25 protein-coding genes are annotated in these 26,035 nt (G+C 71.5%); 13 read left to right on the plus strand and 12 right to left on the minus strand.

Annotated elements, in window-relative coordinates:
* Nucleotides 1-84 precede the first annotated feature (84 nt).
* Nucleotides 85-546 carry a hypothetical protein gene (locus tag ACZ404_RS10410; protein WP_468437986.1) on the minus strand — a complete coding sequence of 154 codons (462 nt, stop codon included), beginning with the start codon at nt 544-546 and terminating at the stop codon, nt 85-87.
* A gap of 441 nt (nt 547-987) precedes the next feature.
* Entirely contained in the window at nt 988-1,425 is a 438-nt protein-coding gene (locus tag ACZ404_RS10415; RefSeq protein WP_468437988.1) for a hypothetical protein, read from the minus strand.
* 256 nt (nt 1,426-1,681) lie between these two features.
* Between ACZ404_RS10415 and ACZ404_RS10420 the strand changes: the two genes are divergently transcribed.
* From ACZ404_RS10420 to ACZ404_RS10435, 4 genes are all read left to right on the plus strand, one after another.
* Nucleotides 1,682-2,413 carry a GAF and ANTAR domain-containing protein gene (locus tag ACZ404_RS10420; protein ID WP_468437990.1) on the plus strand — a complete coding sequence of 244 codons (732 nt, stop codon included), beginning with the start codon at nt 1,682-1,684 and terminating at the stop codon, nt 2,411-2,413.
* A 344-nt stretch (nt 2,414-2,757) separates the two neighbouring features.
* Nucleotides 2,758-3,234, plus strand: a complete 477-nt coding sequence (locus tag ACZ404_RS10425; protein WP_468437992.1) for an SRPBCC family protein — start codon at nt 2,758-2,760, stop codon at nt 3,232-3,234.
* An 89-nt stretch (nt 3,235-3,323) separates the two neighbouring features.
* A complete protein-coding gene (locus ACZ404_RS10430) occupies nt 3,324-4,985 on the plus strand; it encodes a serine/threonine-protein kinase (protein ID WP_468437994.1) in 1,662 nt (553 codons plus the stop codon).
* A 150-nt stretch (nt 4,986-5,135) separates the two neighbouring features.
* Nucleotides 5,136-5,816, plus strand: a complete 681-nt coding sequence (locus ACZ404_RS10435) for a pyridoxamine 5'-phosphate oxidase family protein (RefSeq protein ID WP_468437996.1) — start codon at nt 5,136-5,138, stop codon at nt 5,814-5,816.
* Nucleotides 5,817-5,898: 82 nt separating this feature from the next.
* Here ACZ404_RS10435 and ACZ404_RS10440 read toward each other — a convergent pair whose 3' ends face one another.
* The 4 genes from ACZ404_RS10440 to ACZ404_RS10455 form a co-directional block, all read right to left on the minus strand.
* Complete coding sequence (locus ACZ404_RS10440) at nt 5,899-7,500, minus strand: M4 family metallopeptidase (protein WP_468437998.1); 1,602 nt, start codon at nt 7,498-7,500, stop codon at nt 5,899-5,901.
* 148 nt (nt 7,501-7,648) lie between these two features.
* Entirely contained in the window at nt 7,649-8,629 is a 981-nt protein-coding gene (locus ACZ404_RS10445; RefSeq protein WP_468438000.1) for a LysR family transcriptional regulator, read from the minus strand.
* A gap of 147 nt (nt 8,630-8,776) precedes the next feature.
* Complete coding sequence (locus ACZ404_RS10450) at nt 8,777-9,016, minus strand: hypothetical protein (protein WP_468438002.1); 240 nt, start codon at nt 9,014-9,016, stop codon at nt 8,777-8,779.
* Between the two features lie 94 nt (nt 9,017-9,110).
* Nucleotides 9,111-9,578, minus strand: coding sequence for a hypothetical protein (locus ACZ404_RS10455; protein ID WP_468438004.1), 468 nt, complete (start codon nt 9,576-9,578; stop codon nt 9,111-9,113).
* Between the two features lie 282 nt (nt 9,579-9,860).
* Between ACZ404_RS10455 and ACZ404_RS10460 the strand changes: the two genes are divergently transcribed.
* From ACZ404_RS10460 to ACZ404_RS10495, 8 genes are all read left to right on the plus strand, one after another.
* On the plus strand, nt 9,861-11,252 hold the full coding sequence (locus tag ACZ404_RS10460) for a helix-turn-helix domain-containing protein (protein WP_468438006.1): 1,392 nt from the start codon (nt 9,861-9,863) through the stop codon (nt 11,250-11,252).
* A gap of 152 nt (nt 11,253-11,404) precedes the next feature.
* Nucleotides 11,405-12,874 carry an aldehyde dehydrogenase gene (locus ACZ404_RS10465; RefSeq protein ID WP_468438008.1) on the plus strand — a complete coding sequence of 490 codons (1,470 nt, stop codon included), beginning with the start codon at nt 11,405-11,407 and terminating at the stop codon, nt 12,872-12,874.
* Nucleotides 12,867-13,802, plus strand: a complete 936-nt coding sequence (locus ACZ404_RS10470; RefSeq protein WP_468438010.1) for a 3,4-dihydroxyphenylacetate 2,3-dioxygenase — start codon at nt 12,867-12,869, stop codon at nt 13,800-13,802. Before ACZ404_RS10465 ends, ACZ404_RS10470 begins: the two co-directional genes overlap by 8 nt.
* A gap of 14 nt (nt 13,803-13,816) precedes the next feature.
* Entirely contained in the window at nt 13,817-14,662 is an 846-nt protein-coding gene (locus ACZ404_RS10475) for a fumarylacetoacetate hydrolase family protein (protein WP_468438012.1), read from the plus strand.
* Nucleotides 14,663-14,701: 39 nt separating this feature from the next.
* A complete protein-coding gene (locus ACZ404_RS10480; protein WP_468438014.1) occupies nt 14,702-16,066 on the plus strand; it encodes a pyridoxal phosphate-dependent decarboxylase family protein in 1,365 nt (454 codons plus the stop codon).
* Between the two features lie 153 nt (nt 16,067-16,219).
* Complete coding sequence (locus tag ACZ404_RS10485; protein ID WP_468438016.1) at nt 16,220-17,026, plus strand: acetoacetate decarboxylase family protein; 807 nt, start codon at nt 16,220-16,222, stop codon at nt 17,024-17,026.
* An 18-nt stretch (nt 17,027-17,044) separates the two neighbouring features.
* Nucleotides 17,045-18,535, plus strand: coding sequence for an aldehyde dehydrogenase (locus ACZ404_RS10490; protein ID WP_468438018.1), 1,491 nt, complete (start codon nt 17,045-17,047; stop codon nt 18,533-18,535).
* Nucleotides 18,532-19,230, plus strand: a complete 699-nt coding sequence (locus ACZ404_RS10495) for a gamma-glutamyl-gamma-aminobutyrate hydrolase family protein (RefSeq protein WP_468438020.1) — start codon at nt 18,532-18,534, stop codon at nt 19,228-19,230. The genes ACZ404_RS10490 and ACZ404_RS10495 overlap by 4 nt, the downstream gene beginning before the upstream one ends.
* Before the next feature lie 127 nt (nt 19,231-19,357).
* On the opposite strand, the gene ACZ404_RS10500 is transcribed toward ACZ404_RS10495, so the two are convergent.
* From ACZ404_RS10500 to ACZ404_RS10525, 6 genes are read right to left on the minus strand one after another with little or no spacing between them, the layout of a single operon-like run.
* Nucleotides 19,358-20,266 (minus strand): amidohydrolase family protein, encoded by a 909-nt coding sequence (locus ACZ404_RS10500; protein WP_468438022.1) that lies wholly within the window; start codon nt 20,264-20,266, stop codon nt 19,358-19,360.
* Complete coding sequence (locus ACZ404_RS10505) at nt 20,263-20,574, minus strand: L-rhamnose mutarotase (RefSeq protein WP_468438024.1); 312 nt, start codon at nt 20,572-20,574, stop codon at nt 20,263-20,265. Before ACZ404_RS10505 ends, ACZ404_RS10500 begins: the two co-directional genes overlap by 4 nt.
* Nucleotides 20,571-21,596 carry an aldo/keto reductase gene (locus tag ACZ404_RS10510; protein ID WP_468438026.1) on the minus strand — a complete coding sequence of 342 codons (1,026 nt, stop codon included), beginning with the start codon at nt 21,594-21,596 and terminating at the stop codon, nt 20,571-20,573. Before ACZ404_RS10510 ends, ACZ404_RS10505 begins: the two co-directional genes overlap by 4 nt.
* Before the next feature lie 9 nt (nt 21,597-21,605).
* Nucleotides 21,606-22,361 carry an SDR family NAD(P)-dependent oxidoreductase gene (locus ACZ404_RS10515; protein WP_468438027.1) on the minus strand — a complete coding sequence of 252 codons (756 nt, stop codon included), beginning with the start codon at nt 22,359-22,361 and terminating at the stop codon, nt 21,606-21,608.
* Nucleotides 22,358-23,734, minus strand: a complete 1,377-nt coding sequence (locus ACZ404_RS10520; RefSeq protein ID WP_468438029.1) for an L-fuconate dehydratase — start codon at nt 23,732-23,734, stop codon at nt 22,358-22,360. Before ACZ404_RS10520 ends, ACZ404_RS10515 begins: the two co-directional genes overlap by 4 nt.
* A 23-nt stretch (nt 23,735-23,757) precedes the next feature.
* Nucleotides 23,758-24,612 carry a fumarylacetoacetate hydrolase family protein gene (locus tag ACZ404_RS10525; RefSeq protein WP_468438031.1) on the minus strand — a complete coding sequence of 285 codons (855 nt, stop codon included), beginning with the start codon at nt 24,610-24,612 and terminating at the stop codon, nt 23,758-23,760.
* Between the two features lie 338 nt (nt 24,613-24,950).
* Between ACZ404_RS10525 and ACZ404_RS10530 the strand changes: the two genes are divergently transcribed.
* On the plus strand, nt 24,951-26,000 hold the full coding sequence (locus ACZ404_RS10530; protein ID WP_468438033.1) for a sugar ABC transporter substrate-binding protein: 1,050 nt from the start codon (nt 24,951-24,953) through the stop codon (nt 25,998-26,000).
* The last annotated feature ends 35 nt before the right edge of the window (nt 26,001-26,035 follow it).

The raw sequence follows: 26,035 nt of genomic DNA on the forward strand, positions 1-26,035 counted from the left end.
CTACGCCGCCGCCGCGATCCGGTCGGGACCTCCGGGCGCCCGCCGGCCCACAGAGGCCGGCGGGCGCCCGGAGGTCGTCGTCGCTCACAGCCACGGAATCACCCGGCCGCCGGACCTGGGCCGCGACCGGCGGGTGGCGCGGCAGAGCAGGCGGAACGCCTGCAGCAGGGTGAGCGGCCACAGCAGGGCGAAGCACCACAGCAGGGCGGGGTCCGAGGTGCGGATGCCCATGACGGCCACGAACACGGACGCGGCAGCCAGCAGCAGCACGGCCAGCGGCAGCCACACGCCCCGCCGCGGCCGGTCCGCCCGGCGCTGCCGGTCCGCCTGACGCGGTGCACGGGGCCGGCGCGCCGATCCGGTCGCCGGGCGGGACGTGCGCTCCCTCGGCGCGGCGCCCATGCGCCGCGCCGAGCCCGTCCGCTCCGGCGACCCCATGGCGCGCGCCAGGCGGCGGTCCTGCTGGAGGTCCGCCTCGATCCGCAGCAGCGCGAGCCGCTCACGCGGCGAGAGCCGGACGTCGTCTGGTGTCTCCCAGTCGTTCACGGCAAACGGCACCTCCTCCGGCCGGTGGCCTTCGCACCCCCTCACCCCGAGGGCCGAGTTCCCCCCGAAGGCCGACCCGAAGCGGTGACCCGCCGAGGTAGCCCTCGAGCGAGTGCTCTTCGCCGCGCCTGCCGCGATGCCGGCGGACGAAGGTGTCCGCGGCCGAGAGGGGAATGCGGGCATCCACGCGAGCGTGGCGGTCGGGCGGGGAAGGCCGGTACGGGCGTGGTTGCCCGCTCCGGGCGACGGCCGGCCCTGTGCAGCGGGCCTCGAAGCTCGGGCCGGGAAGGCCGGACGCGCGCGGTTGCCCGCTCCGGGCGACGGCCGGCCCTGTCAGTGGGCCTCGAACAGCTCGGCGGGCGGGAGCGGCCGGGTCGTCCCGAAGCTCGGACCGTCGCTTCACCCGGAGGTGCCGGGCGGCCGGCCGCGACCGGCGGATCGTCATTCGTTGTGGTGTGCGGACGCCTCCGCGACCTGCTTGAGCGCTGACGCCGTGGCCGGATCGCCGACCTTGGCGGGCTGTTCGTGCACGTGGCCTTCCGGGCCGCCGTGATGGAAATGGGCGGGCGCCAGCCTGTCGCCGGCCCCGTAGCGCTCCGGCTCCGCGTCGGCGGGGGCCACGGGGGCGAGATCGGCGGCCGGCCGCGTGCCGCCCCGGGCCGTGTCTTCCTGGGTGCCCTGCGCACCCTGTCCCGGGCGCGGCTGGGTGAACCAGGCGACGACCGCGCCCGTGAGGGCGACGGGCCATTCGACGAGCCCCGCCGCACCGAGCACTCCGGCTCCGGCGTACACCGCCATCCGCCGACCGCGCGGAGAGACCGCTCCGATCAAGTCCAGCGCGCCGTCGGCGGCCTTGCCGACCTGCTCAGCTCCGGGCAAGTGGCCAAGTTGCGAGGCGACTGCCCGCACCGGCCGGGGAAGATCGGATGCAATCGTACTGAACCGGCTCATCTCGACTCCCTCCGCATGGCCAAAGGGCTCAACCCCGGTTCCAGTGTCTCACCACGGATGCCCGCTTCGTCCGATGTGCCCCGGCCGGAGAGGCAGGTGGCAAAGACGACGCGCCCAGGGGGTATCTGCACAACTGAACCCGGCCGGACGACGAAACACAGACATGCCGTGGAGGTGACAGGCGGTGGACCGGCTCGACCACCATCAGCACGCACTCGACATGATCGACTGGCTGTTGGAAACCGCCTCCGTACGTGAGTTCCTGCAGCACCTGGTCGATGACGCGGTCAACGCCTCACAGGCGGACGGCTGCGGGGTGACGATCCAGCGCCGGCAGCGGCCGCTGACCGTCGTCAGCACGGGGGGCGTCGCGGACAAACTGGACGAGAAGCAGTACGGCCAGGACGACGGCCCCTGCCTGCAAGCCCTGCGCACCGGCCGGATCGTGCCCGTGCCGGACACGCTGGAAGAGACGCGATGGGGTTCCTATCCGCGCTTCGCGGCCGACCTGGGAATCCGCTCCTCGCTGTCCGTGCCGATCCCGGTGCACACCCACACCGCGGGAGCGCTGAACTTCTACGCCGCCGATCCGCACGCCTTCTCCGACACCGATCGGCAGATGCTGGCGCTGTTCGCCGCACAGGCCGGTGGCGGGATCGCCCTGGCGCAGCGACTGGCCGATGCCGAGGACTTCACCCGCGACCTGCAGACCGCACTCGCGACCCGAAGCGTGATCGACCAGGCCATCGGCAGCGTCATGCAACAACAGCGCTGCACCGGGGAAGAGGCCTTCGACCTGCTGCGCAGACTGTCCCAGCAGACCAATCTCAAGCTTCGTGACGTCTGCACGCGTCTGCTCACCGACATCGCCGGTCGGCCCCCCGCCCCACGGCCGCCCCTGCGGCAGCGAGGATGACCTCGAACTGACGGCGGAGTTCCCGTTCCCCTGTGCGCCGCACGACGATGGTGAGAACGTGAAGGAACGCGGGACGGCGCTGCCCCGGCATGCCGGGCGGCTGCCGTTCCGCCAGGGATCGCTTGGGAAGTCAGGCGGTGACCGTCCGCTCTCGCGAGAGCGCGACAGCGGTGCACCCGCCCGCCCGGAACGTGCCGGACGGCGGGTGCATCCCCGAATCGGCACCGGCGTGCGGATGCGGCCCTCGATGTCCCTCGCCGACCGGACCGGCCCAGCCCCCTGGTAGAGGAAGGACCGCTCGGGTACTCGCCTCAGCGGCAGACCCATACAAGGGAGGCATGCTGATGAGCACAGTGAAGGAAGCGGTGGAAGTCGACGTTCCGCTTCACACCGCGTACAACCAGTGGACGCAGTTCGAGACGTTCCCCGAATTCATGGAGGGCGTCGAGGAGGTCAGGCAACTGGACGACCGCCACAACCACTGGACCACCAAGATCGGTGGAGTGCGGCGGGAGTTCGACACGGAGATCGTCGACCAGCTTCCCGACGAGCGCATCACGTGGCGTACCACCAGCGGTGACACGAGCCAGAAGGGCATGGTCCGCTTCGAGCGCGTGGACGACATGCACACCAGGGTCGAGCTCGTCATGGATGTGGAGCCCGGCGGAGTCGTGGAGAAGGCCGCGGACATGCTCGGAACGCTCGACCGGCGGGTCAAGGGCGACATGAAGCGCTTCAAGCAGTACATCGAGCAGCGCGGAGGCGAGTCCGGAGCATGGCGCGGACGCATCAGGCCGGAAGACAGCGGAACCTCCCTGTGACACCACGGCCGGCCCGGCCCGCCTGAGGGCGGGCCGGGTGCGTGCCCGGCTCGACGAGCCGCCCACCGGCACCGTCTAAGCTCCCGCGCATGAGTGAAGCGGGTAGCGACAGCAGCGGCAGACGGGTTGTCGACGGGCGGTTCGTGCTGGAGGCACGGCTCGGCGGTGGCGGCATGGGGACGGTCTGGCGCGCCACGGACCTCGTCCTGCACCGGAACGTCGCTGTCAAAGAGGTACGGCCGCCCGATCCGGACCTGGCCGAGTACGACCCGGAGGCCGCCCGGATGCTGCGCGAGCGGGTCCTGCGCGAAGCCCGTGCGCTGGCCCGTATCGATCATCCCAACGTGGTGACCATCCATCACGTGGTCGACGGCGGGCCGGGGAGCTATCCCTGGATCGTGATGGAGCTCGTGAGCGGCGGATCCCTGGCCGACCGTCTCGCGCGCGGGCCGATGAATCCGCAGGACGCGGCCCGGACGGGCCGAGAGGTGCTGGCAGCACTCCGGGCCGCGCACGGCGCCGGGATCCAGCATCGCGACGTGAAACCGGCCAACGTCCTGCTGCGCCCGGACGGCCGGCCGGTGCTGACGGACTTCGGCATCGCGGCCGTCCGTGACGCCACCACGCTCACGGCGACCGGTTCGGTCATCGGCACGCCCGACTACATGGCCCCGGAACGCGTGTCGGGGAAGGACGGGGGTCCCGCCTCGGACCTGTGGTCACTGGCGATGATGCTCTACACGGCGGTCGAGGGACATCATCCGCTGCGCCGGGGCACCACGCTCGCGACGCTCGCCGCCGTCCTCGGTGACGACGTCCCTCCCCCGATGAAGTGCGGCCCGCTGGGGGACGTCCTCACTCGGGTCCTCGTCCGGGATCCCGCGCTGCGGCCCGGTGCCGACGAACTCGACCGGATGCTGGCCGAGGCCGAACGGGGGGCCGAGATACCCACGTCCTTCCGCCTGGCTCCGCCGGAGGCGACGCGGCAGCCCGGCCCCGCACCGGTTCCGACGGGTTTCGGCCCGGCGCCCACGATGTCTCCGGGACCGTACGACAGCCCGCCCGCGGCCGTGACCGCACCCGTGACCGCGCCACGCCGCCGGCGCCACGTCCGGATAGGTCTTCCCGTCGCCGGAGTCGCACTGGCCGGCATCCTGGTGTGGACACTGCTGCCCGGACGGGGCAAGGACGCGCCCGCCGCGGCGTCCGGTGACACGCCCTCGACCGCGCCGTCGGTCAGCGCCCCGGCCCGCACCGGCGCCTCCCCTTGGGCCGACGCTCCTACCGGGACGACGAACCTCTTGACCCCGGCCGGTATCCGCACCGCGATCAAGGCGTTCCAGGAAGCGACTGGCCGCGACCGGTACGCGGATTTCACCGTCTACCCCGGGTACGTCAACGCCGGCCTCATGGTGAAAGGCAGCGACACCCGGTACGACTCCTACACCTACCGTCCCGGCCAGGGCGTGGAGAAGGGCATCATCAGCGGCTCGTTGTCGGGCGGGAAGAAGCCGGTCTCCCTGGACGCCTTCGACTGGGACAAGGTGCCCTCCCTGCTGGCCGAGGCCGGGCGGAAGCTGAAGGTCGACCACCCCGACACCCGCTACTTGCTGGTCAACGTCCCGGACGACGTCTTCGGGACTCCGGCGGGCATGTCGGTCTACCTCAGCAACGCGTACAGCGAGAGCGGCTACCTCCAGGCGGACCCGCACGGCAAGGTCGGCAGAGTGATGCCGTACGACGGCGGCTGAACCGGAGAACTGCGGAATCCATCGAGTCAAGCGCATTGAACAACTGATTGCGAAATATTCATGGCCCAGCAGGGACGGAATCAGTACTGTTCCGCTCGTCGTCCCGCACCCGGTCATGCACCGGGTGGCACCTTGAAGGAGCAGGCTCCGATGAACAGTGGTTCTCCCCAGAGGCTCTTGCCGGTGACCGAGCGCACGCGCCACCGGCGGCTGCGGGAGCAGGGCAGCCTGGACCGCGACCGACTGGACGCGATCCTCGCTGCGGGCTTCCTCTGTCACCTCGGCGTCGGCGTCGACGGAAACCTTCTGGTGGTGCCCACTGTCTACGGGTCCGACGGCACGACCCTGTACTTCCACGGCTCCGTCGCCAGCCGGAGCCTGGTCGCCGCGCCGGCCGCCACGGTCTGCGTCACGGTGACCCACGTCGACGGGCTGGTCGTCGCCCGGTCGGTGTTCGAGCACGGAGTCAACTACCGCAGCGCCATGATCTTCGGCACTCCCCGTCCGGTCACGGACCCCGACGAGAAGCTGGCCGGCCTGCGCTGCCTGACGGAGCAGGCCACACCGGGCCAGTGGGACTACGCCCGCCGACCCAGCCGCAAGGAGCTCGCCGCCACGGCTCTGCTCGCGCTGCCCCTGGACGAGGCATCGGTCAAGATCCGCACCGGCTCACCGGACGACGGCACTGGCGAGGACGGCCGTCTCGGACTGTGGGCGGGCGTCATGCCGCTGCGCTCCACCTGGGGCGATCTCGAGCCGGACCCGCTGCTGCCCGAGGGCATCGAGGCCCCGGCTCACCTGACGCAGCGGGTCGGCACCGCGGCCAACTGAGCCCTGGGGACCGCCGCCCGAAGGAGGCGGCGGTCCCGTTCGTCCGGGTCGGCTGCGACGGGGCGGCCGGTGCGCGGGCGCGTCAGCCGACCTTGACCGCGCTCCAGGCCGCGGCCACGGTGGCGTACTCGGGGCTCGTGGCGCCGTAGAGGTCCTTCGCCGCGTTCAGGGTCGCGGTGCGGGCCCCCTTGTAGTCCGTCGTGGAGGTCATGTAGACGGTCAGCGCCCGGTACCAGATGGCGGAGGCCTTCCGGTTGCCGATGCCGGTGACGGTGGAGCCGTCGCAGGTGGGGCTGTTGTAGGAGACGCCGTTGATGGTCTTGGCGCCGCTGCCCTCGCTCGCGAGGTAGAACCAGTGGTTCCCGACGCCCGAGGAGTAGTGCACGTCGAGGCGGCCGACCGACTTCGACCAGCAGTCGGCGGAACCGCCGTCCAGCGACGGCTTGTCGAAGCGGCGCAGCCACGGCGGCGTGGACTGGTCGCTGAAGAGGTAGTCGGGCGTGTCGACCGGGTTGTTGGCGTACCACTCGACCATCGTGCCGAGGATGTCGCTGGTGGCCTCGTTCAGGCCACCGGACTCACCGCTGTACCGCAGGTTGGCGGTGGCCGAGGTGACGCCGTGGGTCATCTCGTGGCCCATGGTGTCGAGGTCGACCTGCTCCGGGTCGGTGCTGCCGTTGCCGTCGCCGGTCATCATGCAGAAGCAGGAGTCCGACCACTGGGCGTTGTCCCAGTTGGTGCCGACGTGGACGAAGACGGTGGCGCCGCGGCCGTCGTTCTTGATGCCGTTGCGGCCGAAGGTCGCCTTGTAGTAGTCGAAGGTCTCCGCGGTGTTGACGTGCGCGTCGACGGCGGCGGTGGCGCGGTCCGTGGAGAACTTCCTGCCGTCGCCCCAGATGTTGTCGGCGTCGGTGAACAGGGTGCCGGAGGAGCTCTTCAGGGACGACGACGAGATGTTGTGCGCGTCCTTGGTGATGTGGCCGCGCACCGGGTCGATCAGGGCGAAGGTGCCGTCGGCCTGCGGGGTGGTGTCGATGCCGACGTCCCCGGTGTACTCGGAGTGGCCGGTGCCGGTCGCCTCGCGCTCGGCGTCGTAGTTCTCGATCGCCTTGCCGGTGGTGGCGTCGGTGACGAAGACCTCGCCGTGCGGCTGGCCCTTGTCGCCGAGGCCCTGCACGGTGGTGCGCCAGGCCAGACGGGGGGTGCCGTCGGCGGCCCACACGATCAGCTCGGGGCTGGACTTGGCCTTGCGGACCAGCCCGTGGGAGCGCTTCAGGGCGGCGGCCGCGGTGCCCTTGGCGTCGACGGCGGGAGTGACGGACTTGAGCGCCACCTTGTGCGCCTTGGCGCGGGTGGATCCCTTGAGGGAGCCGTCGGCCTTCTGGTGGACGACGAAGTCGCCGCCGACGACGGGGAGGCCGTGGTAGGTCCGCTCGAAGCGGACGTGCTGAGTGCCGTCGGCGTCGATCACGACGTCCTTCACCTTGAGTCTCTGGCCGGGGCCAAAACCGAAGGTGTCGGCGTGCCGGGCCACGTTCGCCCTGGCCCGGGATATCGCCGTGTCGCGGACGGAGGTTCCGGCTTGCGCCGCGTGGGGCTGTGCGTGCGCGGGGACGACCATCGCACCGGTGGTCATGACGCCGGCGGCGACCATCGCGGAAAGGGCAAGGAGAGGACGGGACATGAGGGGGTGATTCCTTCGCTCGTCGTGGGGTGACGACGTCCGGGGAGGGACGTTGACGCGAAGTGTTCAACAGGTGACATGTCCCTGACGCGACTTCAGCTGGGGTATAACCGCGGAGCTATACGGCGGAGGGGTGCGGTCCGGTCCGTCACATCCCCTCGCCCAGCGCGAACTCCGCTCCCCCGTCCTCCCACCAGGCCAGGTACTGCGGCCGCTGCCGCACCACCGCCAGATAGGCGGCCAGCAGACGCTCGCACGCCGCGTCGGCGAGCTCGGGCGGAACCGATTCCGTGTTCCAGGCCAGCAGGAGCCGCCGGTGGAACGGGACGTCCACCAGCGGCCGCTGCACGGTGCCGTGAGCGGCGACGTCCGCGGTCGGCCATACGCCGCAGACGGCCCGCCGACCGGCGACCAGGATCTGTGCCACGGAGAGGTCCGGCGTCACATGGGCGATGCGCGGGGTGAATCCCGCCGACTGGCAGGTGAGATGAAGGTACGCGTGTACGCCGCTCTCGTCGGCCTCCGGCATGACCCAGTCCTCGCCCGCCAGTTCAGCCAGCCGGACCGTCTCCTTCCGCGCCAGCGGGTGATCCTCGGCGAGCAGGACGAAGACCGGCTCACGCAGCAGGGTGCGTGTCGCCACCGACTCGCCGACCGGCAGAGGGAAGCCCGGGAACTCACCGAAGACCGCGATGTCGCACTTCGCCAGACTCAGCGACTTCACCAGCGTGTGCACGGAGCGCCGGGCATCTATGGTGAGCCGGCGCTCCGGGACGAGTTCGAAGAGGGCGGAGACCAGCAGGGACATCAGAGGGCCGGCGGTCCCGCCCGCCTTCAGCGGGGCGGTGGCCCGTCTGTCCGCCTCGGCCGCCGAGCGCGCGTGCTCGCGCAGCCGGTCGAAGCCGACGACGAGGTCGCGGGCGCAGCGCAGGACGTACTGTCCGTTCTCGTTGGGCTTCACCCCGTCGGCACTGCGGACGAAGAGCGGTCCGCCCAACTCGTGTTCGATCCGCTTCAGCTGAGCGCTCGTCGCAGGCTGAGAGAGCTGCAGCCGTGCCGCGGCCTTGCGGATGCTGCCGGCCTCGGCAACGGTCAGCAGGATACGGAGGTGCCGGAACTCGAGGTGCATGAACATTCCCCGCTCAGCGCGGGGGCCTCTGCACCCCCGTGACCAGCAGAACGACAAAACCCACGTGCGAACGCTACGGCGTCGCACCGGCAGCACGCTGCCGGTCTTCCTCTTTCGACGTGCCTTCCTTCGGCACGAGGCCTGCGCCTACTCCGCCGCCGGGCCGGGCCGGAATGCCTGGGCGATCATCGCGTACTGGGCAGCGATCTCCAGTTGGCGGCTACTGCTGATCGCCGCATCGGTGGCCTCGGCACGGGCGAGGAAGGCCCGCGCGCGCTGCAGGCAGTAGTCGCGCACTTCGGCGTCGCCGGCCGCGGCGAAGTCGAAGTCCTCCGAGGCCGGTGCCTGGGTGAACTCGGCGCGCTGCCATGGGCGTTTTTGAGTCATGGCGTCATCCTGCCAGTGTGGTGCGGGTGGGTGCCGGGCAGGGCGGCGCGTAACCGCCCTGCCCACCCGGGGGTCCGGTCCGTGACGAGGTTCGTCAGCTGCCGGCGGCGCCCTTCGTTCCGATGTGGAAGATCTTGTGGTCGCGCGTCATGTCGACGACCAGCTTGCTGGTCGAGCCGCTGCCCCAGGTCAGGGTGATGCCCGCCTCCGTGTGGCCGGCGGTGCCGTTGTCGGTGACCTTCCACTTCAGGGGAACGTTCTGGGCGCGCAGCACCCCGTCCGCATGGTTCCTGCTCTCCCAGGTCCTGAGCTGCTTCTGCAGACCGGGGGTCAGGTAGTACGCGCGGAGTTCGTCGGCGAGCGCGCCGCCGTGGTCCGGGTCGCTCTGGGCGTCGATGTAGGCGCCGTAGAAGTCGGCGATCCGGGTGATCGCGTCGGACGGCTTGCCGCTGATGGTGCGCGGTGCACCCGCGGACGCCGTGGCGGTCACGCCGAGGGCGAGCGCCAGGGCGAGGCCCGAGGCGAGGGCGGTGCGGCGGGCGGTGGTGCGCTTGCTGGTCATGTGTGCTCTCCGATTTCCGGCTGCGCCGGCTTGGGCGCGTCTGGGCATGGATGTCCCCCGTGAGTGCGTACGCAAGTGGGTGCGGGGGGGCTTGTCACCGCCGACGCCGGATGGTCCGTCCGGCCCTGGTCGGGGCGACACCCAGAGCATCGGCGGTCGCCGGTGGCGGGCGCAACGGCCGGCGGCCGATCCGCGGCCATGGAACCATCCCAGCCCCCCTGACGTGCACCTTCATGGAGTGCCTGGGATGCCGTCCCGGGACGGGGAGGACACGGGGGAACAGTGTCGGCAGCACCGGACGAGGTCCAGGAATTCGCGGCGCTGCTCACGCGCCTGAAGGAGCGTGCGGATCGCAGCTACGGCCGGCTGGCCCGGCGTCTGAACATGAACACCTCCACGCTGCACCGTTACTGCGCCGGTGACACGGTCCCCGTCGACTTCGCCCCGGTCGAACGCCTCGCCGCGCTGTGCCGGGCGACACCGCAGGAGCGGCTGGAACTGCACCGGTTGTGGATCCTGGCGTTGGCGGTACGACAGCGGGCTCGTACGGGGGGTGCGGGAGCGGGTACCGCTTCCGCCGGGGGTGCGTCCTCGGGTGGAGGCGCCGGCTCCGGTGGGGGCGGCGTCGCGGGTGCCGGTCCCCGCGCGGCCGAGAGGCCGGCCCCGCCCGAACCCGAACCGGCGGCCCAGGACCAGGGGGAACAGCAGGGGCAGGCGCTCGGCAGTGAGGCCCCCGGCCCCTCCCCCGCCGCAGTCCCTCCCCGCCGCCCCTGGTACCGCCGCCGACGGGTCGTCGTCGCCGCAGCCGCGGCCTCCGTGCTCGCAGCCACCCTCGTCAGCCTCCCCAGCATGCCGTCCGGCCGCCCCACGGGGCGCGGCGCCGCGCACGGCCGGACACCGCCCCGTACGACGACGACGGCGGGCCACGGCCCGGCCACCGCCTCTGCGAGCCCCACACCCTCGACGGACCCCGCGAAGCAGCCCTCGGGCTCCCCCACCGGGACCCCTCACGGCTCCCGGCGGGGCGGGCCGTCGAAGCCGCCCGCCGCCGGCGTCCCCCTCACCTGGACCGTCAACTCCCAGGTGTGGGAGATCGGCTGCAGCCACGACTACGTCATCGCCAAGCCGCCCCGGCAGGTGCCGCCGCCCCCGGCACCGCAGGACGCGGGGGCCTGGGCGGCGACGCAGCATGCGGTGCACGGACGCAACACGCTGGTGGAGATCTCCGTGCAGGGAAAGACGTCCACGGCCGTCGTCCTGGAGGCGCTCCGCGTACGCGTCGTGGGACGCACGGCGGCGCCGGCCGAGGGCAACGTCTACGCCATGGACCAGGGGTGCGGCGGCGAGATGACCCCGCGCCACTTCGGCGTCGACCTCGACAAGGAACGGCCCGTCGCCCGCCCGGTCCCCGGCAGCGACATGGGCACACCGACCCCGGCCGTGCGCCTGCCCTACCGGGTCTCCGCCGAGGATCCGGAAGTCCTGCGGGTCACCGCGGAGACCGTGGACTGCGACTGCCGCTGGTACCTGGAACTGGAGTGGTCGTCCCAGGGCCGCACCGGCACGGTCCGCATCGACGACCACGGCCGCCCCTTCCGCACGACCGGCATCAAGGGCCTGCCGCACTACATGTACGCGACCTGGAAACACCAGTGGGTGCCCCTGACCGACTGACGCGTCCCGCCGTGGCCGGACGGCGGACGGGGCTGATGCCGGGCGCGCAGCCCGGCCCCAACGTTTGATCCCAAACGACTCTTCCCGCGTCCCTTGACAGATCCACAACCCGAGCTAATTATTTGGGTTCAAATGAACTGGAGGTTGGGATCATGACCCGCGAGCCCCACGCATCTGTCGTCGCCGGGGTACCCGTTGACACCCGGCACTGGATCGGCGGCGAGCGCGTCGCATCGACCGACACCTTCAGCGACATCTCACCGATCGACGGCAGCGTCCTGGGGCGGATCGCCCGGGGTACCGCGAGCGAGGCCGCGGCCGCGGTGGCCGCCGCGAAGGCCGCCTTCCCCGGCTGGGCGGCCACCTCGCGCGCCGAGCGCGCCCGGATCCTGCACGCGGTCGCGGACGGCGTGGAGAAGCGGCTGGAGGAGCTGGCGATCGTCGAGACCTGCGACAACGGCGCTCTGCTGCGTTCCCACCGGCGGGGTGTGATGCCCCGGGTCGCGCACAACTTCCGGTTCTTCGCGGACTGGTTGCGGAAGCTGGAGCACGAGGACTTCGAGACCCGCGGCCACGGCAATCACGTCAGCTGGGACCCGGCGGGCCCCTGCGTGCTGATCACGCCGTGGAACGCGCCCCTGATGCTGGCCACGTGGAAGGTCGCCCCGGCGCTCGCGGCCGGCAACACGGTGGTCCTGAAGCCGGCGGAGTGGTCGCCGCTGACGGCCTCGCTGCTGGCGGACATCGCCGCCGGGGCGGGGCTGCCGGCCGGGGTGCTCAACGTCGTGCAGGGCTACGGCTCCGAGATCGGCGATGCGCTGACCTCGCACCCGGACGTGCGGCGCATCAGCTTCACCGGCTCGGTGCCCACCGCCCGGCGGATCGCGGCGTCGGCGGCGGCGAACCTCACCCCGCTCAGTCTCGAACTGGGCGGCAAGTCACCCCTGTTGGTGTTCGCCGACGCCGACCTGGACCTGGCCGTGGACTTGGCGGTGGAGCAGTACGACAACGCCGGCCAGGTGTGTCTGGCCGCCACCCGGCTGCTGGTCGAGGAGTCGGTCGTCGAGGAGTTCACGCGCCGCTTCGTGGAGAAGGCCGGTGCCCTGCAGCAGGGTGATCCGCGTGAGGAGGCCACCGACATCGGGCCCACCATCCATCCCCGTCAGCTGGAGCAGATCGACGGCTTTGTGCAGCGGGCGCTCGCCGCCGGGGCCCGCGCGGTCCTCGGCGGCCACCGCGGGGACGGCCAGTACTACGCGCCGACCCTCCTCACGGACGTCGCCCAGGATGCGGAGATCGTGCAGGAGGAGGTCTTCGGCCCGGTCCTGACCCTGCAGACCTTCGCGGACGAGGACGAGGCGGTCCGCCTCGCCAACGGCACCCGCTTCGGCCTCGCCGCCACCGTCGCCACCGGCGACCGGGAGCGGGCCGAACGGGTGACCGCCCGGCTCGTGGCCGGCACGGTCTGGGTCAACTGCTTCTTCGTCCGCGACCTTCGGGCCCCGTTCGGTGGCTCCCGGGAGTCCGGGGTGGGGCGCGAGGGCGGCACCTGGAGCTTCGACTTCTACTGCGACGTGAAGAACACCGTCAGCGCACCGAACGGATGGAACAACCATGGGTGAGATCGTCGGGGCGGGGCTGCTCGCCCACGTCCCCACCATCGTGCTGCCCAGGCAGGAGCGGCTGGAGCTGAACGAGGGCAAGGAGATCACCCTCGTCACCGGCCTCGAGCAGTTGCGCCGGGAGGTCTTCGCACGCGAGGACTACGACACCGTCGTCGTCCTGGACTCCCACTGGGCGACCACCGTGGAGTTCGTGGTGACCGCGCAGGAGCGCCGGGCGGGGCTGTTCACCTCCGAGGAGCTGCCACGCGGAATGTGCCGGATGCCCTACGACTTTCCCGGCGACCCCGAACTGGCCCGCAACGTCGAGAAGTTCGCCGACAGGCACGGCACCTTCATCACCGCGATCGACGACGCCTACCTCCCCATCTTCTACGCCACCGTCAACCTGTGGAAGTTCCTCGGCGAGGGCCTGCCGGACAAACGCTGGGTGACCATCGGGGTCTGCCAGACCGGCGACATGGAGGACCACCTGCGTCTGGGCCGCGCGCTGGCGGACGGCATCGCCGCCACCCCGGGACGCCGGGTGCTGCTGATCGCCTCCGGTGCCCTGTCGCACACCTTCTGGCCGCTGCGCGAGATCCGCGACCACGAGGCCAGCGACCCCGTCCACATCTTCACCCCGCAGGCCCGGCAGGCCGACGAGGAACGCATCGCCTGGTTCAAGGAGGGCCGCCACGACAAGGTCCTCGACACCATGGACGAGTTCTGGAAGGTCAGGCCGGAGGCGAAGTTCTTCCACTACCTGATGATGGCCGGCGCCCTCGGCGAACGAGCGTGCACCGCCCGGGCCCGCCAGTACGGCGCCTACGAGAACTCCGTCGGCACCGGCCAGGCCCACCTGTGGTTCGACCGCCCCGCCGACGGCTGGACCGGCACCGCACTCCCCGCGCCCGCCTCCCCGCGCACCCCTCACAGCCGCGCCTAGAAAGGTTCCCGCTCATGCCCGAGTACCGTCGCATCCTGCTCGACGGCGCGGTCGTCGACACCGTCCGCGACGGGGACGAACTCGTCGCCGGCGACGGCCGACGCGTCAAGGCCGACGCCGCCCACCACCTCCCGCCGGTCGTCCCGTCCAAGATCATCGCCGTGCATCTCAACCACCGCAGCCGCGTGGCGGAGTTCCGGATCCGCCTGTCCGACACCCCCACCTACTTCCACAAGCCGACCTCGTCCCTCAACTCCCACGGGGGTGCGATCGTCCGCCCCGAGGGCTGCAAGTGGCTCAACTACGAGGGCGAGGTGGCCATCGTCATCGGCAGGACCGCGCGGAACATCTCCCCCGCCGAGGCAGGCGACCACATCGCCGGCTACACCATCGCCAACGACTACGGGCTGCACGACTTCCGCGACACCGACGCCGGCTCCATGCTCCGTGTCAAGGGCTCCGACACCCTCTGTCCGCTCGGCCCCGGTCTCGTCACCGACTGGGACTTCCGCGGCAAGGCGCTGCGCACCTACGTCAACGGCCGGATCGTCCAGGACGGCTCCACCGACGAGATGACCTGGGACATGCACTACCTCGTCGCCGACATCGCCCGCACCATCACCCTCCACCCCGGCGACGTCCTGCTGTCCGGCACCCCCGCCAACTCCCGGCCCGTCCGACCCGGCGACACCGTCGACGTCGAAGTCGAAGGCCTGGGCCGGCTCACCAACCACATCGTCACCGGCCCGACCCCCCTGCGTACCGACATCGGCGCCCGGCCCACCGAATCCGAAGAGGTCCTCTCCACGGCCCTCGGCGGCGACTGGGAGTTCCGGGGCATCCGCCCGCCGCGCCGCTGAGCCCGCACCCGTACCACACCGGACAAGGAGAGTGACGCAGTGGATCTCACCAAGTGGCTGGCCGCGGCCGTCGCGTCGAACACCGAGTGGGGGAAGACCTTCGGTCCCTTCGCCCCGCACCCGGCGTCGGCGGTCGACGACAGACGGTTCGCCGCCGCGTTCGAGGTCTTCACCGAGCGGCTGAAGGACAACTACCCCTTCTTCCACCCCCGTTACGCGGGCCAGATGCTCAAGCCGCCGCACCCGGCGGCCGTGGTGGGCTACCTGACCGCGATGCTGATCAACCCGAACAACCATGCGCTGGACGGCGGGCCGGCCACCGCCGCGATGGAGCGAGAGGTCGTCCAGCAACTGGCCACGATGTTCGGCTACGACACCCACCTGGGGCATCTGACCACCAGTGGCACCATCGCCAATCTCGAAGCACTCTTCGTGGCCCGCGAACTGCACCCCGGCCAGGGCATCGCCTACAGCACCGAGGCCCACTACACGCACGGCCGGATGTGCGGCGTACTCGGGATGGAAGGCTTCCCCGTCCCCACCGACGACCTCGGCCGCATGGACCTCGGCGCGCTGGAGGACGTGCTGCGTGGCGGGAAGGTCGGCACCGTGGTCCTGACCGCGGGGACCACCGGGCTCGGCGCCGTCGAGCCGATCCACGAGGCCCTGGCGCTGCGCGAGCGCTACGGCATCCGGATCCACGTCGACGCGGCCTACGGCGGCTTCTTCACCCTGCTGGCCGGCGCGGACGGCCCCGAGGGCCTGCCGGCCGCGCCCTGGCAGGCCGTCGCCCGGGCCGACTCCGTCGTGGTGGACCCGCACAAGCACGGCCTGCAGCCCTACGGCTGCGGCGCCGTCCTCTTCCGCGACCCCACGGTCGGCCGGTTCTACCTGCACGACTCGCCGTACACCTACTTCACCTCCGACGAACTGCACCTGGGCGAGATCAGCCTGGAGTGCTCCCGGGCCGGCGCGGCCGCCGCCGCGCTGTGGCTGACCTTCCAGTTGCTGCCGCCCACCCGCGAAGGACTGGGCCAGGTGCTGGCCGCCGGCCGGCGAGCGGCACTGCGCTGGGCCGAGCTGATCGAAGGCTCCGAACACCTGGAGCTGTACCAGCCCCCGGAGCTCGACATCGTCAGCTACTTCCCGGTGACCGCCGGCCGCACCCTCTCGGAGATCGACGCGGCCGGCAGCCGCATCCTGCGGGACGGCATGACCGACACCCAGGACCCGGTGTTTCTCAGCACCCTCCGCGTCGACGCCGAGCGCTTCACCGCCCGCCACCCGAAGGTCACCGCGGACGCCGACGGCGCGCGCATCCTGCGCAGCGTGCTGATGAAGCCCGAGTCCGAGACCTACGTCGAGCACCTGCACCAGCGGCTGGAGCAGCTCGCCCGCTCCTGACCGCCCGAGGTGTCACCTGCTCGCCGCGGCCCGGCCGGCGGTGAGCAGGCGCCCGACCCGAACCACACGCGACGGCGCATCCCCTCCCCCGGTGCGCCGCGTCTCGTGCAGACGGCGTGCTCGCCCCTGCTGATCTCCATGGAGCGTGACGACATGGCCAGTGTCCGTGGCTACTTCCACCCGAGGACGGCGACGGGCGTCTCGTCGCTGATCCCGTCCCCGCCGTGGCGCTACTCCGGTGACCTGCTCACCGTCGAGTACCGCACCGACCCGGACCGGGTGCGTGAACTGCTGCCCGAACCCCTGGGCCTCGCCGACGAGGATCCCGGTGCCGTGGCGCTGATCTGGGCCGACTGGCAGTCCTGCGCCGCCTCCGGTGACGAGCTGCTGGACCCGGTGCGCGCGCAGTACAAGGAGGCGTTCGCCGTCGTCCGCTGCACGTACAAGGGGCGGACCTACACCCGCTGCGTCTACATCTGGGTCGACAAGGACTTCGCGATCGCGCGCGGACTGCACCAGGGGTATCCGAAGAAGCTCGGGTCCATTCACCAGACTCGCCCGCACCCGTACGGTCCGGCGCCCCGGATCGAGGCCGGGGCACGGTTCGGCGCCACCCTCGCCGCCGCCGACCGGCGTCTCGCCCAGGCGGTCGTGACCCTGCGCGAGCCCTCGGAGACCAACGGCTTCGTCAATTCCCACCCCATGGCCCACCACCGCCTGCTGCCGTCGATCGAGAAGGGCAAGGGGCTCGCGCTGGACGAGCTGATCGAGTCCCGGGCCGCCTCCATCGAGGGCGGCCGGCCCTGGGTCGGCGACGCGGAACTGGAGCTGTTCGAGGCGCCCACCGAGGAACTCGCCCGGCTGGAGATCCGCGAGCCGATCGCCGCCTACTACCGCCAGGTCGGCGTCGTCTGGGACGGCGGCCGACTGCTGGAGTCCACAACCTCCGGCGCCGAGTAAGGGCCTACGGAGACCCGCATGCGCAACCTCACCCATGCAGAACTGCTGGCCCGGGCCGAGGACCTCGCCCCGCCCACGCAGCACCACATCGACGGCCGGGCCGAAAGCGGCGGTGGCGCGGCGTTCGCCGTCGTCGCGCCCCGCGACGGACAGGTCCTCACTCGGGTCGCCGACGCGCAGGAGGCGGAGGTCGATCTCGCGGTCGCGGCGGCCCGCCGGGCCTTCGACTCCGGCCCGTGGCCGCGTCTGGCGCCCGTCGAGCGGGGCCGGACACTGCTGCGGATCGCCGACCTGATCGAGGAGCGTCGTGCGGAACTGGCGTTGACGGTCAGTCTGGAGATGGGCAAGCCCATCACGGACGCCTACGGCATCGAGCTGCGCGCCGTGGTCAATACATTCCGCTGGTACGGGCAGCTCGCCGACAAGCTGACCGATGAGTCCCCGCACACCGCGCCCGACGCCCTGGCCCTGGTCACCCGGGAGCCGGCCGGTGTGGTCGGTGCGGTCGTGCCGTGGAACTTCCCGCTCACCCTGGCCGGCTGGAAGATCGCCCCGGCGCTCGCGGCCGGCTGCACGGTGGTGCTGAAGCCGTCCGAGAACTCTCCGCTGTCCGCCCTCCTGCTCGCCCGGATCGCCACCGACGCCGGACTGCCCCCGGGTGTACTCAACGTCGTCAACGGCCGTGGTCCGGTCGCCGGCCGCGCCCTCGGCCTGCACCGGGACGTGGATGTACTGGCCTTCACCGGCTCCACCGCCGTCGGCCGCCACTTCCTGCACTACGCCGCCGACTCCAACCTCAAACGCGTGTGGCTGGAACTGGGCGGCAAGTCACCCAACATCGTGCTCCCCGACGCCCCCGACCTGGAGAAGGCCGCCGCCACCGCCGCCTGGGGCATCTTCTTCAACCAGGGGGAGATGTGCACCGCCCCCTCCCGGCTGCTGGTCCACTCCTCCGTCGCCGAACACGTCACCGACGCCATCGTGGCGCGGGCCCGGGAACTGCGGGTGGGCGACCCCCTCGACCCCGCAACCGAGATGGGCGCCCTGGTCTCGCCGGCCCACCTGGACCGCGTCCTGGACCACATCGCCACGGGACGGGCGGAAGGCGCCCGGCTGGCCACCGGGGGCCACCGCGTCCTGACCGAGACGGGCGGCACCTACCTGCAGCCCACCGTCTTCGACCGCGTCGAGCCGGGCATGCGGCTGGCCCGCGAGGAGATCTTCGGACCCGTGCTGTCCGTGTTCACCTTCGACGACCTCGACGAAGCGGTGCGCCTGGCCAACGCCACCGACTACGGCCTCGCCGCCGCCCTGTGGACCTCCGACCTCGCCACCGCCCACCACCTTGCCCGCGCCCTCAAAGCCGGCACCGTCTGGGTCAACTGCTACGAGGAGGGCGACCTGACCGTCCCCTTCGGCGGCATCAAGCACTCCGGCAACGGCCGCGACAAATCCGCCCACGCCCTGGAGAAGTACACCGAACTCAAAACCACCTGGATCCAGCTGTGACCCGCCCGCTCATCGCCGTCCCCGCCCGGTTCGCCGCCACCACCTCCGCCCTGCGTCACGCCGCCGAGGTCAACGCCCGCGCCCTCCTCGAGGCCGTCTGGCGCGCCGGCGGCGAACCCGTCGGCCTCCACCCCGCCGAAGGAGACATCGCCGCCCGCCTGTCCCGCTTCGACGGCGTCCTGCTCCCCGGCGGCGGCGACCTCGCCCCCCACCGCTACGGCGCCGCCCACACCCACCACACCGTCTACGACGTGGACGACCTCCAGGACGCCTTCGACCTCCGCGCCGCCCGCCACGCCCTGCACGCCGGGCTGCCCCTGCTCGCGATCTGCCGAGGCCTGCAGGTCGTCAACGTCGCCCTCGGCGGCACCCTGCACCAGGACATGGGCGGCCCGGACCACGCGCACCGCCACCTCCTGCACCCGGTCACCGTCCACCCCGGCACCCGGCTCGCCCGGGCAACGGGCGCGGACAAGGTCGAGGCGTCCTGCTACCACCACCAGCACGTCGACCGCCTCGGCACCGGACTGACCGTCGCGGCCACCGCCGAGGACGGCACCGTCGAAGCCCTCGAACTGCCCGGCAGGCCCGGCTGGTTCGCAGCCGTCCAATGGCACCCGGAAGACACCGCCCACGAGGACAGGGCGCAACAAGCCCTCTTCGACACGTTCGTCCGTCATGCCCGCTTCCGCTGAGCAGTCCGCCACGTGGGACCACGGCAGCCTCTGGCCCTGCGGGAACTCCACGGTGTGGCCGAGGAGTTCGGTCACCGCCGGCCGGTGCGGGGGAACATGGTGTCGTTGAAACGGGTGATGAAGAGAGCTATGCGCATGGGGCTTCCCGGGGCGGGCCCGGGGGTTCGGTGACGGTGAGGCCGTAGGTCCGCACGGCGGTGCCGGTGAAGACCTCGTGGCGTTCCACGGGGGCGAGGTGGCTGGTCAACTCCCGTGCGGCCGCGACGACTTCTTCGTACGTGGCGGCGAGCCGGCAGACCGGCCAGTCCGAGCCGAACATCAGCCGGCCGGGGCCGAAGGCGTCCAGGACGGTGTCGGCGTACGGCCTGAGGTCGTCGGTGGTCCACGAGCCCCAGTGGGCTTCGGTGACCAGGCCGGAGAGCTTGCAGACGGTGTTGGGCAGCAGGGCGAGCTGTCGGACCGGTCCGGCCCACGGGTCGAGTTCGCCGGACGCGACGGGCGGCTTGCCCAGGTGGTCGAGGACGAACGTGAGCCCCGGCAGGCGCCGCGCGGCCTCGACGGCGGCCGCCAGCTGATGCGGCTTCACCACCAGGTCGTAGACCAGTCCGGCGTCGGCGACCGCGGCCAGGCCCCGCAGCACGTCCGGGCGCAGCAGCCAGCGCGGATCCGGTTCGCCCTGCACCTGGTGGCGGATGCCGACCAGGTGCTCCCCGCCGGGACACGCGCGCAGTCCGGCGAGGGTGTCGGCGACTTCGGGAGCGGTCAGGTCGGTCCAGCCGACCACACCCGCGACCAGGTCGCTCGCCGCGGCCAGGGCCAGGAACTCCGGTGTCTCCTCGGCCACGGTGATCGTCTGCACCAGCACCGTGGCGGTGACCCCGGCCGCGGCGGCCTCCGGCTCGAGTTCGGCGAGCGGGAAGTCGCGGCGCAGCGAGGCGAGTTCGCGGCCGCTGATCCAGTCCTGGTCGCGGACGGACAGGTCCCAGACGTGGTGGTGGGCGTCGACGATGCCCGTGCCGGGCTCCGTACCGGTCACAGCCGCCACACCACCGGCAGCGAGGCGTCGGCGCCCTCGGCGGAGTAGTCGTGGACGACGTCCAGCAGTTCGGCCATCCGCGTCTGCCAGGCGATGTTGACCGGCAGCTTCTCCAGTTCGGCGATCATCGCCCGGTAGTCCTCGACCTCCAGGACGTGGAACAGGTCGGTGCCGCTGCGCCAGATCGTCCACTCGCTCACCCCAGCGGCCCGGATGGCGGCGGTCAGCTCCTCGGGGACCTCGCGGTGCGCCGCCTCGTACTCCTCGACGCGATCGGCGCGGACCTTGGTGTGCAGGGCGACTCTCATGACGGCTCCTTCGACGGCGCGGGGGCCGGGATCGGCGTGGACACGGGCACGGGGGTGTCCGGGGCCAGCAGGCCCTCGGCGCGCAGGTCGTCCCAGACGGCGGCCGGGACCGGGCGCCGCACCTGTTCCACGGTGTCGCGAACCTCCTCGGGGGACCGCGCGCCGGTCAGCACGCTGGCGACCGCGGGATGGCCGAAGGGGAAGCGCAGCGCCGCGGCCCGCAGCGGTACGCCGTGCCGCTCGGTCACCGTCCTCAGGGCCAGGGCACGCTCGACCAGCGCCGTCGGGGCCGTCGTGTAGTTGTACGTGGCGCCCGGCCGGGGATCGGCGAGCAGGCCGGAGTTGAACACGCCTCCGACGACCACGCTCACCCCCCGTTCGGCCGCGGCGGGCAGCAGTGCGGTGAGGGCCGTCCGGTCGAGCAGGGTGTAGCGGCCGGCGAGCAGGACGGCGTCGATGTCGGTCTCGCGGACGAAGCGGGTCAGCGCCTCCGCCTGGTTCATGCCGGCGCCGACGGCACCCACGACCCCCTCGGAGCGCAGCCGCTCCAGTGCCGGGTAGGCCTCGCGCAGGGCCTGGTCCAGATGGTCGTCCGGGTCGTGCAGGTAGACGATGTCGACGGCGTCCAGGCCGAGCCGCTCCAGGCTGGCCTCGATGCTGCGCAGCACTCCGTCGGCGCTGAAGTCCCACACCCGGCGGTGGGTCGCCGGCACGGCGAAGCCCTGTGCGAGGTCGTCACCGGTGGGTTCGGCCACGGCCTCCAGCAGCCGTCCGACCTTGGTGGAGACGGTGAACTCGCCGCGCGGCCGCTGGGCGAGCGCCCGGCCCAGCCGCCGTTCGGAGAGGCCGAGGCCGTAGTGGGGAGCGGTGTCGAAGTAGCGGATGCCGGCGCTCCAGGCGGCGTCGACCGTCGCGGCGGCCTGGTCGTCGCCGACGGGGGCGTAGAGATTGCCGAGAGCGGCCGCTCCGAAGGCCAGGCCGGTGACCCGGACGCCGCTGCTTCCCAGTTCCTTGGATCGCATGGTCTCGGCTCACTTCCCCGGCGGGCGGAGCCTCAAGCCCGCCATGCCGCCGTCGACCGCGAGGGCGGTTCCGGTGACCGACGCGGCGTCGGGGCCGGCCAGGTAGACGATGGCCGCGGCCACCTCGTGCGCCGTCACCAGACGTCCCATGGGCTGACGGGCGTTGAGCGCGGCCCGCTCCGCCTCCGGGTCGTCGGCCGCGTCCAGCAGCCGGGCCACCCAAGGGGTGTCGGCGGTGCCCGGGCTGACGCAGTTGACCCGGACGCCCTCGTGGACGTGGTCGGCGGCCATGGCCAGGGACAGCGACAGCACCGCTCCCTTGCTGGCCGAGTACAGGGCCCGCTGCGGCAGGCCCGCGGTGGCGGCGATGGAGCAGGTGTTGACGACGGCGGCGTGCGCGGACGCCCGCAGGTACGGCAGCGCCGCCCGGGTGGTGCGGACGATGCCGAGGACGTTGACGTCGAGGACCCGGTGCCACTGCTCGTCCGGGTTGTCCTCGATGGTTCCGGCCGCGCCGATGCCGGCGTTGTTGACCAGGATGTCGATGCCGCCGAGCCGTTCGGCGGCCTCCGCCACGGCGGCACGCACCTCCGCGTCGTCGCTGACGTCCGCGCGGAGTGGTACGAGCGGCTGCTCGACAGCGGAGGGATCGAGGTCGAGCACGGCGACCCTCGCTCCGCGCCCGGCCAGCAGCTCGGCGGTGGCGCGGCCGATGCCCGAAGCTCCGCCGGTCACCACGGCCCGCAGTCCGTCGAACTCGCTCACGCTGCCGCCTCCTCGTTCTCGGCACCGCCGGTGACGTGGGTGTCGTCCGCGTCGTCCGCCAGATCCGCGGCCCAGAACTCGCCGCCCGGGTAGGTGAACCGGGCGATCGACTCGGGTGACATCCGGGCGGAGAAGCCGGGCGCCCTAGGGGCCACGTAGCGGCCGTCCCGGATCACCACCGGGTCGATGAAGTGCTGGTGCAGATGGTCGACGAACTCGATCATCCGGTCCTCGGCCGTGCCGGAGACCGCGAGGTAGTCGAACATCGACAGGTGCTGGACCAGTTCGCACAGGCCCACGCCGCCGGCGTGCGGGCAGACCGGCACCCCGAACTTGGCCGCGAGCAGCAGGATCGCGAGGTTCTCGTTGACGCCTCCGACACGGGCGGCGTCCAGCTGGAGCACGTCGATGGCGTCGGCCTGGAGCAGTTGCTTGAAGATGATGCGGTTCTGCACGTGCTCGCCCGTGGCGACCTTGACCGGCGCCACCCGGGTCCGGATGGCGGCGTGTCCGAGGACGTCGTCGGGGCTGGTCGGCTCCTCGATCCAGTACGGGTCGAACTCGGCCAGCGCCGTGGTCCAGGCGACGGCCTCGTCCACGTTCCAGCGCTGGTTGGCGTCGATGGCGATCCGTACGTCCGGGCCGACGGCCGCGCGGGCGGCACGCATGCGGCGGATGTCGTCGTCGAGGTCGGCACCGACCTTGAGCTTGATCTGCGTGAAGCCGTCGGCCACCGCCCGGCGCGCCAGCCGGGTCAGCTTCTCGTCGCTGTAGCCGAGCCAGCCGGGCGAGGTGGTGTAGCCGGGATAGCCGCGGGCGAGCAGGTCCATTTCGCGGACCGCCCTGCCCTCCTGGCCGCGCCGCAGGATCGTGACCGCCTCGTCGCGGGTGAGGGCGTCGGCGATGTAGCGGTAGTCGATCTGGTCGGCCAGCCACTCGGGTTCGGCGTCGGCCAGCAGTTGCCACAGCGGCTTGCCCTCGCGCTTGGCGGCCAGGTCCCAGACCGCGTTGAGGACCGCGCCGATGGCCATGTGCATCACGCCCTTCTCCGGGCCGAGCCAGCGCAGCTGGCTGTCGCCGGTCAGGTCGCGGCCCAGCGAACCGGGGTCGGCGCACAGTTCGTCGAGGGAGCGGCCCACCACGTGGGCCCGGAGGGCTTCGATCGCCGCCACCTGGACGTCGTTGCCCCGGCCGATGGTGAAGGTGAAGCCATGGCCCTCCGGCCCGTCCGGCGCGTCCGTGCGCAGCACGAGGTAGGCGGCCGAGTAGTCGGGGTCGGGGTTCATGGCGTCCGACCCGTCCAGCTCACGGGAGGTGGGGAAGCGGATGTCGTAGGTGTCCAGGGCGGTGATCCGCGGGACGCTCGTGGGCACGGGGAGGCCTTTCACTCGGGCGGTCAGGCTTGGGCGAAGGTCTGACGCTGGCTGCCGAGGCCGTCGATCGACAGCTCGACCGTGTCGCCGGGGCGCAGATAGGGGGTTCCGGGCAGGCCGAGCGCCACGCCGGCGGGGGTCCCGGTGTTGATCACGTCGCCGGGGCGGAGCACCATGTACTGACTCAAGTACCGGACGAGGTACGGCACATCGAAGATCATGTCCTTGGTGTGGCCGTCCTGGCGCGCCGTGCCGTTGACCGACAGCCGCAGCCCGAGCGCCTGCGGGTCGGGTACGGCGTCGGCGGTGACCAGCCAGGGGCCCAGCGGGTTGAAGGTCTCGCAGGACTTGCCGAGGTCCCACTGCGCGGAGAAGTCCAGCTGGAACTCCCGCTCGGAGACGTCGTGGCTGATGGCGTAGCCGGCGACGCAGGCAAGGGCGGCCTCCGGGGATTCCAGGTAGCGGGCGGTGGCGCCGATGACGACGGCCAGTTCCACCTCCCAGTCGGTCCGCAGCGAACCACGCGGGATGAGGACCTCGTCGTAGGGGCCCACCACCGTGCTCGGGTCCTTCATGAAGACCACCGGGCGCGGCGGGACGGGCGCGCCGGTCTCGGCGGCGTGGTCGCGGTAGTTGAGCCCGACGCACACGATCTTCCCCGGGCGGGCGATCGGCGGACCGATCCGCAGGCCGTCCGATCCGGCGAGCTCCGGGAGTTCGCCGGCCTCGAGTGCGGCCCGGGTCCTCGGTATGCCGCCGGTCGACAGGAACCCTGCGTCGATGTCCGCCGTGAGCGGGGACAGGTCCAGCACCCTGCCGTCGTCCGAGAGGACCGCCGGAGCTTCCTCTCCGGGGGCTCCCAAGCGCATCAGTCTCATCGGTGCAGCTCCTTGCGCCCGCGCCGGTCGTCACGACCAGCGAGAACGTATTCCTCGGATGAATGTCGTAGCGGGCCATGACGATACGACCGGGCTGGGGCTTGCGCAAGGAGTCATCCGATGACTTGATCAGCGGCGATGCCGGGTTGGGCTCGTATGTCCGTGTCCTGCACGGCGTGGGCCTGCTGTGTCCGCCGAATCGAGGGGCTGTCAGGTCACGAATTCGCGAATTCATCGGAGGGCTCTTGTCAGCGTCGGTGACGCGGTCGTAACGTCCTCGCCACGTCGTGAGACATCCGATGACACCGATGACAGCCCCTCCATGAGGAGAGCAGCCCATGAAGCCCAACCACCTGCGTGTCACTGCCCTCGTGGCCGGAGCCGTACTGCTCGCCGGAGCCACCACGGCGTGCAACCGCGGCAGCAGCGCCGCCGGCGCCACCACCGCCGGCAAGCCCAAGATCGGTATCGACCTGCCGCGATCCGACTCGGACTTCTGGAACTCCTACGCGCAGTACACCAGGCGGTTCATCGGCACCCAGGACATCAACGCCCTGCCGATCAGCAACTCCCAGAACGACGTCACCAAGCTGGTGGCCAACGTCCAGGTCTTCGAGAACACCGGCGCCAAGGCCGTCGTCATGGCGCCGCAGGACACCGGTGCCATCGCCTCCACCCTCGGCCGACTGGCGAACAAGGGCATCCCGGTGGTGAGCGTGGACACCCGGCCCGACAGCGGCAAGGTCTACATGGTGGTGCGGGCCGACAACAAGGCGTACGGCACCAAGGCCTGCGAGTACCTCGGCAAGCAGCTCGGCGGCAAGGGCAAGGTCGCGGAACTCGAGGGTGCGCTGGACTCCATCAACGGGCGTGACCGCTCCGAGGCGTTCGCCGCCTGCATGAAGAAGGAGTTCCCGAACATCACCGTCTACCCGCTGGCCACCGACTGGGACGGCTCGGTCGCCTCCAGCAAGCTGCAGACCCTGCTGGCCCAGCACAAGGACATCAACGGCATCTACATGCAGGCCGGTGGCGTCTTCCTGCAGCCGACCCTCTCCCTGCTCAAGCAGAAGGGCCTGCTCAAGCCGGCGGGCTCCGCGGGGCACATCACGATCATCTCCAACGACGGCATCCCGCAGGAGTACGACGCGATCCGCAGCGGCAAGATCGACGCCACGATCTCGCAGCCCGCCGACCTCTACGCCAAGTACGCCCTGTACTACGCCCAGGCCGCCGCGTCGGGCAGGACGTTCAAGCCCGGGGCCACCGACCACGGCTCCCGCATCATCAAGCTGCCCAACGGCCTGGAGGACCAGCTGCCCGCCCCGCTGGTCACCAAGAAGAACGTGGACGACAAGAGCCTGTGGGGCAACAACATCTCCAAGTGACCCCCGGTCCGCAGCCCGCCTCATCCACGAGAAAG

It is taken from the genome of Streptomyces sp. NPDC030798, assembly GCF_055572275.1.